The sequence below is a fragment of the Sinorhizobium sp. Y406 genome (genome assembly GCF_058732025.1).
In genome coordinates this window covers 1,179,440-1,193,693 of sequence record NZ_CM178974.1, presented here as the reverse complement: position 1 = coordinate 1,193,693, position 14,254 = coordinate 1,179,440, and the positions used below count along the sequence as shown (strand labels likewise).

The 14,254-nt window shown below is 62.2% G+C and carries 11 protein-coding genes; 1 reads left to right on the top strand and 10 read right to left on the bottom strand.

Annotated elements, in window-relative coordinates; genetic code table 11:
- Positions 1–170: 170 nt before the first annotated feature.
- From exbD to AC4P1R_RS05745, 3 genes are all read right to left on the bottom strand, one after another.
- The gene (gene exbD, locus AC4P1R_RS05755) at positions 171–596 is read right to left on the bottom strand and encodes a TonB system transport protein ExbD (protein WP_069457807.1); all 426 of its coding nucleotides are present in this window, start codon (positions 594–596) and stop codon (positions 171–173) included.
- Positions 597–601: 5 nt separating this feature from the next.
- A complete protein-coding gene (exbB, locus tag AC4P1R_RS05750; RefSeq protein WP_069457940.1) occupies positions 602–1,537 on the bottom strand; it encodes a tonB-system energizer ExbB in 936 nt (311 codons plus the stop codon).
- 170 nt (positions 1,538–1,707) lie between these two features.
- Entirely contained in the window at positions 1,708–4,173 is a 2,466-nt protein-coding gene (locus AC4P1R_RS05745) for a ComEC/Rec2 family competence protein (protein WP_492177723.1), read from the bottom strand.
- Between the two features lie 313 nt (positions 4,174–4,486).
- Between AC4P1R_RS05745 and gltA the strand changes: the two genes are divergently transcribed.
- Complete coding sequence (gene gltA / locus AC4P1R_RS05740; protein ID WP_069457809.1) at positions 4,487–5,776, top strand: citrate synthase; 1,290 nt, start codon at positions 4,487–4,489, stop codon at positions 5,774–5,776.
- A gap of 58 nt (positions 5,777–5,834) precedes the next feature.
- Here the strand turns inward: gltA and lpxB are convergent, their stop codons facing one another.
- From lpxB to rseP, 7 genes are all read right to left on the bottom strand, one after another.
- Positions 5,835–7,019, bottom strand: a complete 1,185-nt coding sequence (lpxB, locus tag AC4P1R_RS05735) for a lipid-A-disaccharide synthase (RefSeq protein ID WP_492177483.1) — start codon at positions 7,017–7,019, stop codon at positions 5,835–5,837.
- On the bottom strand, positions 7,016–7,903 hold the full coding sequence (locus AC4P1R_RS05730; protein ID WP_069457941.1) for an LpxI family protein: 888 nt from the start codon (positions 7,901–7,903) through the stop codon (positions 7,016–7,018). Before AC4P1R_RS05730 ends, lpxB begins: the two co-directional genes overlap by 4 nt.
- Positions 7,903–8,715 (bottom strand): acyl-ACP--UDP-N-acetylglucosamine O-acyltransferase, encoded by an 813-nt coding sequence (lpxA, locus tag AC4P1R_RS05725; protein WP_069457811.1) that lies wholly within the window; start codon positions 8,713–8,715, stop codon positions 7,903–7,905. The genes AC4P1R_RS05730 and lpxA overlap by 1 nt, the downstream gene beginning before the upstream one ends.
- Before the next feature lie 2 nt (positions 8,716–8,717).
- Positions 8,718–9,182, bottom strand: a complete 465-nt coding sequence (fabZ, locus tag AC4P1R_RS05720) for a 3-hydroxyacyl-ACP dehydratase FabZ (protein ID WP_069457812.1) — start codon at positions 9,180–9,182, stop codon at positions 8,718–8,720.
- Complete coding sequence (gene lpxD / locus AC4P1R_RS05715) at positions 9,175–10,239, bottom strand: UDP-3-O-(3-hydroxymyristoyl)glucosamine N-acyltransferase (protein WP_069457813.1); 1,065 nt, start codon at positions 10,237–10,239, stop codon at positions 9,175–9,177. The genes fabZ and lpxD overlap by 8 nt, the downstream gene beginning before the upstream one ends.
- A 57-nt stretch (positions 10,240–10,296) precedes the next feature.
- Positions 10,297–12,630: an outer membrane protein assembly factor BamA gene (gene bamA, locus AC4P1R_RS05710; RefSeq protein ID WP_492177482.1), complete on the bottom strand. Its 2,334-nt coding sequence runs from the start codon at positions 12,628–12,630 to the stop codon at positions 10,297–10,299.
- 424 nt (positions 12,631–13,054) lie between these two features.
- The gene (rseP, locus tag AC4P1R_RS05705) at positions 13,055–14,179 is read right to left on the bottom strand and encodes an RIP metalloprotease RseP (RefSeq protein WP_069457815.1); all 1,125 of its coding nucleotides are present in this window, start codon (positions 14,177–14,179) and stop codon (positions 13,055–13,057) included.
- Positions 14,180–14,254: the final 75 nt, after the last annotated feature.

Below are 14,254 nucleotides of genomic sequence, written 5' to 3'. Positions count from 1 at the left end.
CTTTGGCCGGGCGAACCGCACTGTCTTCAGCCTGGCTGCCCGGCAGCCCTAGCCTAAGCTCATAATTCGCCGCATCGCCGGTTTCAAGCGACCGCGGCGTTTCGGGATAGAAAAAGGAACGTTGCCGCCCGCAGGGGCATCGCAAAGGGCGCAACGCGACGCGTTGTTCGTCAGGGCGCAGGCGCCGCCTCGAGACCGACCAGAGCGATCCTGCTGTAGCCGGCCCTCTGGATAAGGTTCATCACCGCCATGAGCTCGCCGTAGTCGACCAGCCGGTCTGCGCGCAGGAGAACGCGTCTTTCCCTGTTCGCACCGCTGACCCGGTCGAGCACGGAGGAGAAGGTCTCGCGGGCCGCTTCCTCATTGCCGACCGCCAGGGTGAGATCGGATTTCAGCGTCACGAAAACCGGCTTGTCGTCGTGCGGCGTCGGTTTTGCGGCGGATTGCGGCAGATCCACCTTCACGTCGACCGTTGCTAGCGGGGCGGCAACCATGAAGATGATCAAGAGAACGAGCATGACGTCGATGAAGGGCGTGACGTTGATCTCGCTGTTCTCGTCGAGCTCGCCGCCGTCTTCGGAAATCCTTCCCGCCATGGCCGTTATCCAATTCTGGCGAATGCGGTGTCGGCGCCAGGGGCATAACCCTCCTGCCGGCGCGGCTGCGCCTCGCGGCTTTGACGATGGTCGAGATCGCGGCTCACCAGGCGCTCGACGGCGGCAGCGGCATCCGCAAGGATCAGTCTATAACCGCTGACGGAGCGGGCGAAATAGTTGTAGATCAGCACCGCCGGAATGGCGGCGACAAGACCGATCGCGGTGGCCATCAGCGCTTCGGCAATGCCCGGTGCGACGATCGCCAGATTGGTCGTCTGCGCCCTGCTGATGCCGATGAAGGAATTCATGATTCCCCAGACGGTCCCGAAGAGGCCGACGAAGGGACCGACAGAGCCGATCGACGCCAGGATGCCGGTGCCAATGCTCATGCGCTTGCCGGCGCGAACCTCGATGCGGTTGAGCAGCGACGATATGCGCTCCTTGACGCCGGCGGCCGGCGTATGGTCGAGCACCGGCTCCGAGCGGACCATCTCGTCGCGCGCTGCAGCCACCATATCCGCGGCAATGCCGGCCCTGCGGCCAAGGTCCATCTTCACGTCCGCCAGCCCGTTTGCCGCAGTCAGGACCTGCACCGAGCGCGTCAGCCGCGATTTCGCCTGCGCCAGTTCAAGCGTCTTCGCGAGGAAGATCGTCCAGCTTGCGACAGAGGCCAGCGCCAAGGCGATCATCACACCCTTAACGACGACGTCGGCTGCAAGGAACATGCCGATTGGCGAAAGGTCGTGCGGAAGAACCGGCGCCTGGGCCGTCTGGATGTCGAGCGGCACATTCGGCATCGGGGCGGCGGGCAGTGCCGGCTGTTCGCCGAGCGGCGCGGGCGCCACCGTCTGCGCCAATCCTTTCGCGGCGGGGCCGGCCAGGAGAATGGCGAGCGTCGTCGCAATCAGGACGTTCAATATCGGTCGGCTCCGATTCGCCATCCCATTCCTCATTTTGTCTTTGCTTGCCGCGACAATCACGGGCGCGGGCACCATCCATTGGCACATCCTTACGACAAACCGCAGGGCGATGACAAGGATTTGTGGAGTTAAATAATCAAGATTAGTGACGCAGACTTAGGCGCGGTGTTGCGATCGTTCCGACGCTTTCGTCAAGGAGGCAGTTGCTCGGAAAAGAAGGTGCCGCTGCGCCAATCGTAGCGGCGATGGCGCTCCCACGGCCGCTGTGTGGACCGAAACGAATTGACGACGCGCATCTGTGGCGATGCGCCAGGCTTGCCATGATCGGCATGGATCTCGATTGCCCCGCTCCGCCGCAAGGAATCGCCCGTCACGACCAGCGCGCGACCCGATGGGCAGGCAGCGAGCGGCCGACGCGTGGCGGCGACTACCAGATCGGCGCGTCCGCACAAGGCCGGGAAGAGCTCCGCGGCGTCGATGACGACAATTGCCCAGCCCTCCCGGCTTCGGCCAATGCACCACTCATCCTTGCGGCAAGAGAAAGTGCCGGGCTTCGCCGCCGAGAGCGCCGTCACAGCCTCGGCGGCACTCGCCATTGCGTTCAAGCCTCCTCCTCCAACCGCCTCCTTCGGTTTCGGCGCAGCGTCATACCCGGAAGCGGCGCGAGCTGAGAGATCCGTCGGCGGCACATGGCGGTCGAGAGCGAGCGCCCGCTGCCATTGCGAGAAGATGAACTCCGGCGGCCTCCCCCGGTTTGTGGCGATCGCGCCCTCGACGAGGAGGCCGACCAGTTGACCGTCCTCCGATATCACGATCGAGGGCCGTTCCGCCAGGCGTTCGAGCGCGATGGCCGCTCCCCCCAGGAGGACCAGCCCTGCACCGGCGAACGCCAATCGTGTCCTCAGCACACAGAGCAGGACACCGCCCATGGCGATCAAGAAGAAGCCGGCCGCGCCTATGCGGCCCGTCACCCATTCGCTGTCCAGCGCCGCGACGTATCGCGCGACCATTATCATCCAGTCCAAGCCCTGCCCCATGACCATCAAGGGATAGCGTTCGAGCCCAAAGGGCATGAGCAGCATTGCGAACAAAGCGAACGGCATGACGAGGATACTGACCAGCGGCGCCGCAACGACGTTGGCGAGCAGCCCGTAGGCCGGCAGCCTGTGAAAATAGGACGCGGCATAGATGGCCGTCGCCAAGCCGCCGATGAGAGAGGTTGCAGTCGTGGCGACGATGAAACCGGGTACCGCCCCAAAGGATGCGCGGCGCCCCTTTTTCTCCCGCTGCCGCAGCTTGTGGTCGCGCCAGCGGGCATAACCGGCGACCAGCGCAAGCGTTGCCGCAAAAGACATCTGAAATCCGGCACCGGCCGTGGCGGAGGGCGTCCAGGCAATGATGACGAGGGCCGCCAGCGCCACATTGCGCAGGCTGATCGAGACACGATCGAAAAAGACGGCAACGAGCATGATCGAGATCATGATCCAGGACCGCAATGCCGACACGGCTCCGCCGGAGATCAGCATGTAGAGAAAGGCCATTAGAAGCGCGCCGCCGGCCGCGATCTTCTTGATGGAACGCTTCTCCGCAAAGCCGGGGATCAAGCTCAACAGCGTCCGCACGCCGACGAGGAAGGTCCCTGCCGCCAGCACCATGTGGAGCCCGGAGATCGCAAGTATGTGCGACAGGCCGGCGGCACGCATCGCCTCGACCGTCTCACGGCTGATGGCGCGCTTCTCGCCGGTCACAAGTGCGGCTGCGATTGCGCCGGCATCGCCTCCGATCGTCGACCGTAGGCGGCTGCCCAGTTCTTCGCGTGCCACCGCAAGATAGGTCCGCAACGATGTGGCGACGTTTGCCCCGCCGCCATTCTTGTCGTCCACGAATGCCCGGGGCGCGCCGTAGAAGAACCCAACTGCGCCGATCCCGTTGAAATAGGCATCGAATGCGAAATCGTTAAGCCCGGGCAATGCCGGGCCGGAAGGCGGCGAGAGACGCGCCCTGCCCTCGATGGCCGAGCCGACCGGAAAGGCTTCGTGGCGGCTGCGCGCCATGAGCGTCGCCCTGGCCGGAGGCCTGCGCAGCCGCGGCCCGGATGTTTCGCCGATCTCGATCAGGTATCGCCACCGCCCTTTGTCGTCCTGCTCCCGCGACAGAACGGTCCCGCGAAGGTTGGTGGTCACCGGACCATCGAGAATGACGGTATCCAGCCGGGCCGTTTCCATCGCGGCCAACAGCATGCCGGTGAGGAAAAGCAGAGGCGCCAGCGCGAGTGGCCGCAGCGTGCGGAAGCGGCCACGGCACAAGAGCGCAGACATGCCGAAAACGCAGAGCAGCACTGCAAGTTTGGCAATTCCGATGCTTTCCGCCGATGTGAACCATGCGAGGCAACCGAGCGCGAGCAGGACCGGTATCAATGCGAAGCCATGGCCAAATTCCGCTTCCCGCTCAATGGCGGCGCGCAGGCTGCGGGAGGTGGATTCGGCTATCGAACGGCCGCGATCGGCGGCGAATGAATGATTGCGTCTCGAGGGAGGGCCGGGATCGGCCCGATTCCCAGGCAGTCCGGCATCCCGAACGAAGGTTAGGCGATCCGTCAAGCGCCATGCGAGGCGCTCCGCATCGCGCATCACCGTCCGTGCCCGCCCCTCCCCCATTTCCTTCGCTGCCCTTTCTGCCTGTCGGGACTGATCCTGCAACCCGGGAACTCACATTGCAACCGGGAGACTAACCGCCCAAAAAAGAGGCAAGCCTATAAAGAATGGTACCGCACTATCAGCTTCGCGATCGTTGCTCTCATTTGACATGTTGCCGTAAGATGCGATTGTTGCGTCGCCATATGCCTATTTTCGCATCGCACCATTTGCCTTTCGTACAGCTTGGCAGCCGAAAGTAAATCATATAGCAAACTCGCAACGTTCAATCTCGTGGCATAGGCATATGCCGCGGCGCCATAAGACGGAGGGTCCCATGTCAGGAAAAAACGCCACGGTAACCATCGATGGAAAGGCAGCGGACCTGCCAGTGAGATCGGGATCCATCGGACCGGACGTCGTGGACATCGGTTCGCTCTACCAACAGACCAAGATGTTCACCTACGATCCGGGTTTCACGTCGACGGCATCATGCGAGTCCAAGATCACCTATATCGATGGCGACGAGGGCGTGTTGCTTCATCGCGGTTACCCGATCGAACAGCTGGCCGAGCACGGTGACTTCCTTGAAGTCTGCTACCTCCTGCTTTACGGCGAACTGCCGACCAAGGCGCAGAAGGACGACTTCGACTACCGCGTCACCCATCACACGATGGTTCACGAGCAGATGTCGCGCTTCTTCACCGGCTTCCGTCGCGACGCCCATCCGATGGCCGTGATGTGCGGCTGTGTCGGTGCTCTCTCGGCCTTCTACCACGATTCCACCGACATTACCGACCCGCACCAGCGCATGGTCGCGTCGCTCAGGATGATCGCGAAAATGCCGACCATCGCGGCGATGGCCTACAAGTATCACGTCGGCCAGCCGTTCATCTATCCGAAGAACGATCTTGACTATGCCTCGAATTTCCTGCGCATGTGCTTTGCCGTGCCTTGCGAGGAATACGTGGTGAACCCGGTGCTGGCGCGCGCCATGGACCGCATCTTCATTCTGCACGCCGATCATGAGCAGAACGCCTCGACCTCGACGGTGCGCCTTGCCGGCTCGTCGGGCGCCAATCCGTTCGCCTGCATCGCCGCCGGTATTGCCTGCCTTTGGGGTCCGGCCCATGGCGGCGCCAATGAGGCCGCACTCAATATGCTCGCCGAGATCGGCTCGGTCGACCGCATCCCCGAATATATCGCGCGCGCCAAGGACAAGAACGATCCGTTCCGCCTAATGGGCTTCGGCCACCGGGTTTACAAGAATTACGACCCGCGCGCCAAGATCATGCAGAAGACGACCCATGAGGTCCTGGCGGAACTCGGCCACAGGGACGACCCGCTGCTCGAGGTCGCGATGGAACTCGAGCGCATTGCGCTTACCGACGAGTACTTCATCGAGAAGAAGCTCTATCCGAACATCGACTTCTATTCCGGTATCACGCTCAAGGCGCTGGGCTTCCCCACTACGATGTTCACCGTGCTCTTCGCCCTTGCCCGGACCGTCGGCTGGATTGCCCAGTGGAACGAGATGATCGAGGATCCGGAACAGCGCATCGGTCGCCCGCGCCAGCTCTATGTCGGCGCGTCTCTGCGCGACTACGTGCCGCTCTCCAAGCGCTGAGCACAGGCGAGAGACGCGCGGCGCTGTAGCACCGCTCAAATCAAATCAAAGAGCCCGGTCAGAAATGGCCGGGCTTTTTGCCTTGGAGATAATCAAAGACGATATCCGCCGCGCTTTCGCCCGGCGGTCGAGCCGTCGCCATACGCTCCTGCACGATCGCGAAGCCGTCGAGCATGGCTTGCCGCTGAGCCGTGTCGCCGGACAGCCGTTCGATCCACCGCGTCAAGACCGCCGGACGGATCGCCCTGTTGAAATATTCCGGGACGACGGGGAAATCGGCAACCAGGTTCGGCAGTGCCGCAGTCCAAATCCGGATCCGGCTGTGCAGCAAAGTGACGAGCCAATCCGCATAATAGGTCGACACGACCGGCACGCCGGCAAGCGCCAGTTCAAGAATAACGGTGCCCGACGCGGCAAGCGCAGCGTCCGCCTCGGCGAAGGCCTGCCACTTCTTGTCCGCCGTAACGGAGATCTCCGGCTGGACCTTCCAGGACGTCGTCAACGCCCGCACGCGGCCTTCCTGGCGAGGAACTGTCGGCAGCAGGAAGCGCATGTCTCCGTGGCGCTGTGCCAGTTCCTCGACGGTTTCGCGGAAGATCGGCAGCAGGCGGCTGACCTCGCCGGCGCGTGAGCCAGGGAGCAAAAGGCAGGTCTTGGGCGCGCTGGCCTCCCCTGACCGCTGCCTCGCACGCCGCTCTTCCCGGACCGCGAGTAGGTTGACGTCCGAGGCCAGCCTGTGCCCGACATAGGTGGTCGGCGGACCGCCGAGGTTGCGCATCACCTCCGGTTCAAAGGGCAGCACCGCAAGCACATGATCGACATAGGCGCGCATCCGTGGGGCGCGTTCCGGCTTCCAAGCCCAGACGCTCGGACAGACATAGTCGATGATCGGCAGGTCCGGCAGTGCGGCACGCACCCGCCCCGCCACCCGGTGGGTGAAGTCGGGGCTGTCGATGATCAGCAATGCGTCCGGGCGCGCGGCGATGATGGCAAGCGCGGTCTGGCGGAAGCGCTGAAGAAGCTTCGGCAGCCGGGCGAGCACTTGCGAAAATCCCATGATCGACAATTCGGAGTAGTCGAACAGCGAGCCGAGGCCTTCGGCTTCCAATGCCTCACCACCGACGCCGACGAGATCGACGGCTCCTGCGACACGTCCGCGAAGCGCGCGGACCAGGTCAGCGCCGAGCAGATCCCCCGAAACTTCTCCGGCAATGACCGCCAGCTTGTAACGGCGAACCGTCACGGCCTGCCCCCCCGACCCTCGCGCTCGATGCCGATGATGAAGAGGCCATTGCGATTCGCAGCCTCGACGACCTCTCGGCGTTCGACGACGAGCGCACGCCCGGCTTCGACCGCGATGCCGGCCAGACCTGCTGCCTCGGCGGCCGCGACGGTCGAGCGACCAATCGTCGGCAGATCGGCACGCTCGTCCTGTTGCGGCTTGCAGAGCTTCACGAGGACGCCTCGGCGCCGCGCCGACACACGGCCGCCTGCCTTGAGCGCAGCGACCCGCGCCAGCATGTCATCGGTTCCTTCAGCCCCCTCGAGCGCCACCACCCTTCCGCCGACCGCGACGGCGCCCTGCCCGACGTCGAGCGCGCCCAATGCTTCGGCAGCGGCCATCCCGGCAGCTATGTCGCGACGATCCTCGTCGGCCGGCGCATGCGCGCCGATCGGGCCGGCATGTGCCAGCAGATCCGGAACCACCTCATGAGCACCGATGATTCGGGCGCCGCTCACTTCTATAAGTTCCATTGCCATGCGCAGCACCGCGTCGTCGCCGCCCGAAACCAGCGTTCTGAGGACGCTCGGGACCTTCGCGAGCGTCTTCAGGGTCGGCCGGATGTCGCGCCATTCCGGACGCTGCCGAACCGCACCGGAAAGCACCACGCGGTCGATGCCTTCTGTCGCAAAAGTTCGGCTGATCGCTGCGAAATCGCCGATCGCGAGCGTCGAATGATCGAAACCGGTCCAATCGGCATCCGCCTCGCGAGACAGAGCGATGATGAAAGGGTCCTCTCCCTGCCTGCGCACCGCTTCGGCGACATGGTGCGGCAACGCGCCGGCGCCGGCGATGATGGCGAGCCTGCCCTTCGCCTGCGGCAGGCCATGCACCGCCATTGCGATCAGCCCTTGCTGCTGCGATTCGGCGACGACAGCGCGCGATCGCTTTCGGCAGCGATGAAATCGAGGATCTCGATCGCCGGCGGACAATCGAGATACGCCTCGCGAACTGCCGCGGCGTTGGCGCGGATGGATTGCGGCCCCTCAAAAATCTGCTTGTAGCACCGCCGCACCGCGTGAATCGTCTGGCGGTCGATCCCTGCGCGCGTCATTCCGACGACGTTGAGGCCGCTCAGCACACCCGGATTGCCATTCAGCATGCCATAGGGGATGACGTCGTAGCTCACCGCCGACAGCCCGCCGACAAAGGCCTGACGGCCGACACGGGTGAACTGGTGGACGGCCGAACCGCCGCCGAGGATGGCCCGATCCTCGACCGTGACATGGCCGGCGAGCATCACGTTGTTCGACAGGATAATGTTGTTCCCGAGACGGCAATCATGGGCGACATGCGAATAGGCGAGGAACAGGTTGTTGTCGCCAACGACTGTGGTGCCGCCATGTTCGACCGTGCCGGTGTTCATCGTCACGCCTTCGCGGATCGTGCAATTTTCGCCAATCACAAGCTTGGTGTTCACTGCACTGTGATGCGCACTCTGCGAATCGCCGCCGATCACGGCACCGGGGAAGATTTTCGTTGCCTTGCCGATCGTCGTGCGCCCGATCACGACGACATGACTCAACAGCGAGATATCGTCTCCCAAAACGACGTTCGGCCCGATGTGACAAAACGGGCCGATCTTCACGTTCTCGCCGATCACAGCGCCGTCTTCGATAACCGACGACGGATGGATCTTCGCAGTTGGTGCAATCATTTTCAGGCGTCTTCCTTGCTGACGATCATCGCGCCGATATCAGCTTCCGCGACCAGTTGCCCGTCAACTTTTGCGTCACAATGAAATTTCCAGATATTGCCCCGCTGCTTGTGCTTGGCGACGTGAAACTCCACGCGATCGCCGGGCACCACCGGCTTGCGGAAACGCGCGTTGTCGATCGTCATGAAGTAGACGAGATTGCTGCCGATGCCCGTCTTGCGCGCGCAGATCGCGCCTGCCGTCTGGGCCATGCCTTCGATCAGCAATACGCCGGGCATGATCGGCTTTTCCGGAAAATGCCCGGTAAAGTGCGGTTCGTTCGCCGTCACGTTCTTGATGCCGATCGCGGAGTTGTCATCATCGATCTCGATGATGCGATCGACCATCAAGAACGGATAGCGATGAGGAAGAAGCTTGAGGATCTCCTGAATATCCGCGGTACCGAGAACTGTCGCAGCCTCATTCATCCTTGCCACCCTTCTTCTTCTGTCTTCCGCTTGCCCGCATAGCCATCTCGGCGACATCGCGCAGGAAATCCCGCATCGGACGCGCCGGTATTCCGCCGTAGCGCTCTCCAGCCGGTACGTCGCTCGCCACCCCGCTCATCGCGGCAATCTGCACGCCATCTCCGATTGTAATATGACCATTCACGCCGGTGCCGCCGCCGATCATCACTCCATCGCCAATCCGCGCGCTACCGGCGATACCGACCTGGCTGACGATGCCGCAGTAACGGCCGATGCGGACGTTGTGGCCGATCTGCACGAGATTATCGATCTTCGTGCCCTCGCCGATCACCGTATCGTCCATGGTGCCGCGATCGATCGTCGTGTTGGCACCGATCTCCACATGGTCCTGGATGATCACCCGCCCGACCTGGACGATCTTGATCATGCCGCCGCCCGGACCCGGCGCATAGCCGAATCCATCCTGGCCGATCCGCGCACCGGGATGGATGATGACGTTGTTGCCCACTAGAGCGCAAAGGATGCTTGCGCCAGCGGAAATCGTGCAATCGCGACCAATGCGGACGTTCGGTCCAATGAGAGCACCGGCCCCAATCCGCGTACCGCTGCCGACTTCCGCCCCGGCTCCGACCACCGCCGAAGGCTCCACTTCAACACCCGGCTCCAGCCGAGCCGTCGGATCGATGAAAGCCCCCGGTGCTATGCCGCGTTCGCTCGTATTGAACGAAGGACGCATCGCCTGCCCGTGCAGCAACGTGCCGGCAAGCGCGAACGCCGTGTGCGGTTTTGGCGTCAGCAATACGGGAATATGGCCGGGAACAAGCGAAGCGATCGTCTTGTCGCAGATGATCGCAGAAGCGTGGCAGCTCTCCAGTTCATCGCGACTCTTGCGCGAAAGCATGTAACAGATGTCACCCGGCTTGGCCCGATAGACAGGTGCCACCGCATGAACGGCTTGATCGGCGACGGCCGCATCCGAGAGCTCCGCCCCTATCTGATTCGCCAAGTCGCCCAGGCGAATCCCTTCATGGGGCTGAAAGAACCAATTCTGTTCCATGGGGTCCTGACCCTAGCCACTCCAGAACGTTTATCTGGCAGTTCTGGACTGCGCTTATCAGAAGGAAGAGTTGATACCGAACTTGAAGTTCTGGACCTTATCGAAATCTTCCTTTGCGACCGGCACGGCGTAGTCGACACGCAACGGACCGAAGGGCGATGCCCAGATCAGGCTGACGCCGACGGAGGCGCGCAGCGACGCGTCGGTGCCGCGGGCAAACTCGCCGGCCCCGGTGAGTTCGACATCATTGCCATAAAGCGTACCAGCATCGACGAAGAACGCACCGCGGAAGCCGCTGTCACGCGGAATTCCCGGCAGCGGGAACGACGCTTCCGCCGAGGCGGTGAAATAGGTCGTGCCGCCGAGGGCGTCACCGTTGTTGACGCGAGGACCGATGCCGTTGCGCTCGAAGCCGCGGATGTCGTTGCTGCCCAACTGGAACTGATCGAAAACCTCCATGGATCCGGAGGTCTTCACCAGGTGACCCGCACTACCGGCGAGCGAGCCGATGATATCCGCCTCGTCGTTCAAGGTGTAGTACCACCTGGCCTTACCCGCGATCTTGTAGAAATCGGAGGTACCGCCGAGACCGGCGAACTCCTGCGTGACCGATGCAAGGACGCCCTCGCGCGGCAGTTGGGCATCATCGAGCGTGTTGTAGGTGAAGGAGTGGGATATCGACGAACGGGTCCACGGGCTGCCGTCGATGACCCGATCATAGGGCGAGGACAACTCGTCCTCGTCACCGAAATACTTAAGCTCGGTATAGTTGTAACGCAGCGTCGTCGACAAGCTTTCCGTGATCGGCGCCGTTACCCGCAGACTGAAGCCCTGATCGTTATAGCTGTAGTGATCGTCGTCGAAATCGTGTTCATTCTTGAACACGTCGAAACCGGCCGCCAGGCGATAGCCCAGGAAATAGGGCTCCGTGAAGGAGACATTGTAGGTCTTGCTGTCTTCGCCCCTGCCGGCGGCCAGACGAATATATTGCCCGCGGCCAAGGAAGTTCTTTTCTTCGATCGAGGCTTCCACAAGGAAGCCGCCGCCGCTGCCGGCGGAATAGCCGGCACCGATGCCGAACGAGCCCGTGGCCTGATCCTGAACGTCGACAATGACGATCACGCGATCGGCGGCACTGCCCGGCGCGGTCGAGATATTCACCGACGAGAAGTAGCCCAAGGCCTCCAGCCGGCGCTTGGCGCGTGCGATCATTTCCTGGTTGAAGGCGTCCCCCTCGCCCACGTCGAACTCGCGACGGATGACGTAGTCGCGCGTACGGGTGTTGCCGCGAATCTCGATGCGCTCGACATAGGCGCGCTCGCCCTGATCGACGAGGTAATCGACGGCAATGGTGTTGTTGGCGAGGTTACGGTTGCCGCGCGGCGTGACACGCGCAAACGGATAGCCGGCCGAAGCAACGCGCTTCGAGATTGCGCTCATCGTGTCTTGGATGTCCTTGGCCTTATAGACCGAACCCTCGCGGCTCTGAACCAGCCCCCTCAACTCCTCGGCATCGATACCTTCGACGGTCGATTCGACATTGATCGGGCCGAAGGCGTAACGCGGCCCCTCCTCGACCGTGATCGTCACCGTATATTCGTTGGTCGCCTCGTTGAGCGCCGCGTCGGACGAGATCACACGGAAGTCGGCATAGCCTCGATTGTAGTAAAACTGGCGCAGCAGCTCCTCATCGGCTCGCAGCTTGTCCGGATTATAGACGTCCTTGCGCGTCAAGAACGAGAAGATGCCGGATTCCTTCGTCGCGATCACCGACTGGAGGCGACCGTCGCTATAGACTTCGTTGCCGACGAAATTGATCTGGGTGATCTTGGTGCGCTCGCCCTCGTTGATGACGAATGCGAGGTTTACGCGCCCCTCGGCGATCGGAACGACCTGCGTCGTCACAGTGACGTCGCTACGACCGATCGCGGCATAGGCATCCCTGATCGCTTGAATATCGTTCTCGACAGTCGCTTCGCTGTAGGGGCCAAGGGGCTGCGTGCGCACGACCGCTTGCAGCTTGTCGTCCTTGATCTTGCGGTTGCCGTTGAAGACGACCTGATTCACCAGTTGATTTTCGCTAACGTTGACGACCAGCGTACCGCCGGAAACGCTGATGCTGACATCCGAGAAATAGCCGGTCGCATAAAGGCGCTTAACGGAAGCATCGATGTCGGCATTGCTGAAGTTCCTGCCGGGAACGATCGTGATGTTCGCCCGAACGGTTTCGGGGCTCACACGCGTCGCGCCACGCACCTCAACACGGTTGATCACTGCGGCATGAGCCACCGACGCACCAGCAATCAACCCGACACCGGTTCCTGTCGCAACCATGCTCGCAGACAGCGCAAACGCCGAGACCGCGCTCAAAAACCTTGAACCAGCTTTCATTGTCAATTCTAACCTTTTTTCAACGTACCGCGGCAGTTCCGTACCGACTCCGGTCACGGTTGCCGTTTTACCGGCTTTTCCCATACAAGCAAGTCGGCTCGTTAATTTCTGTTTACTTCAATTCGAACCGTGGCTTAACAGCCACTACGGCGTCGCGTTATCGTAAACAAATGGTTGCGAAGCAAGTGACCGGAACCGGTCGATCGGACAATTCCCAGGAATTCCCCCTCGGTCCCCGGCACGTTCGTTCTGGAGACACTCGCGGATTGCCCCCGCGACTGTCTCGCCTTTTGGCTTCGTTTTGCCGCAGGTTCCGATCACGGGCCGATGCGCCAGGGCGGGATACGTTCGCCCTACCGCTCCATCTGTTCGTTTCCGCCGCATTTGTGCGACGTCAGACGATTCCGCCTGACTGCAAAATGCTCTAGCCGAAGAGCCAGTTGATATCGTTCCAGGCCGCGAAGAACGTCAGCATCAGGACCATTGCAAAGCCGATGCGAAATGCGAGTTCCTGTGCGGCCGGGCCAACCGGCCTTCCACGCAAAGCCTCGACCGCGTAGAATACGAGATGTCCGCCATCCAGCACGGGCACGGGCATCAGGTTAAGCAACCCTATGGAAACCGAAAGCACCGCGGCAAAGTTCAACACTTCGGCGATGCCGAGCTTCGCCATTTGCCCCGACATCTGCGCTATGCGAATCGGCCCTCCCAATTGATCGGCGTTCATCCGGCCAACGATCATATTCGCCAGATAGTCGAACGTGCCGGTTACGATCCGCCAGCTTTGCAAGGCGCCCTGGCCGACAGCCTCAAGGGGGCCGTAGGTCTCGATCCGGAAGTTGCCCGCCTCCTGGTTCGTTCCGATGCCGATCTTTCCCTCTTCGACCTTATTGCCAAGCGGATCGACGGTTTCCGTGCGCTGCGGTACCATGCGCAAATCGATCGTGGCGCCCTCGCGCTCGATTCGGACATTTATCGGCAGTTCCGGGCGGACGGCGACATAGCGGCGCACATCATCGAAGGTCGATACCGGCGTTCCGTCGATGGAAATCAGCCGGTCCCCCGGCTGGACGCCGGCCGCTTCCGCTGCACTGTCGGGCGCGACGAAAGCGACCACCGGATCGGCGACAGCGCGGCCGTAAATGGAGAAGAGAACGGCAAAGATCGCAATTGCCAGCAGGAAATTGGCGATCGGTCCGGCGGCAACGGTTGCCGCACGCTTCCACAGCTTTGCGCCAAGGAACGTCCTGCCCCGCTCGCCGGGGGCCAGTCTCTCCAGCCGTTCGTAGTCGGGCGAACTCGCCGCGTCCTGGTCGCCAAAAAACTTGACGTAACCGCCAAGCGGGATGATGCAGAACTTCCACCTGGTGCCGTGCCGGTCCGTCCAGCCGAAAAGTTCCGGCCCAAAGCCCACGGAAAAGGCCACAATGCGGATGCCGGACCAGCGGCCGACCAGGTAGTGCCCCATCTCATGGACGAAGACCAGCAGGGTCAGGAGGAACAGGAAAGTGGGGATAGTGTATTGGAGATTGTCAAGCAGAAGGCTCATTTCAGTTCCTAACGCATCCGCTGTGGCGGTGGCCGCTACCAGAATTCGTGATGCGGCACGATCCTACTCTTTTTT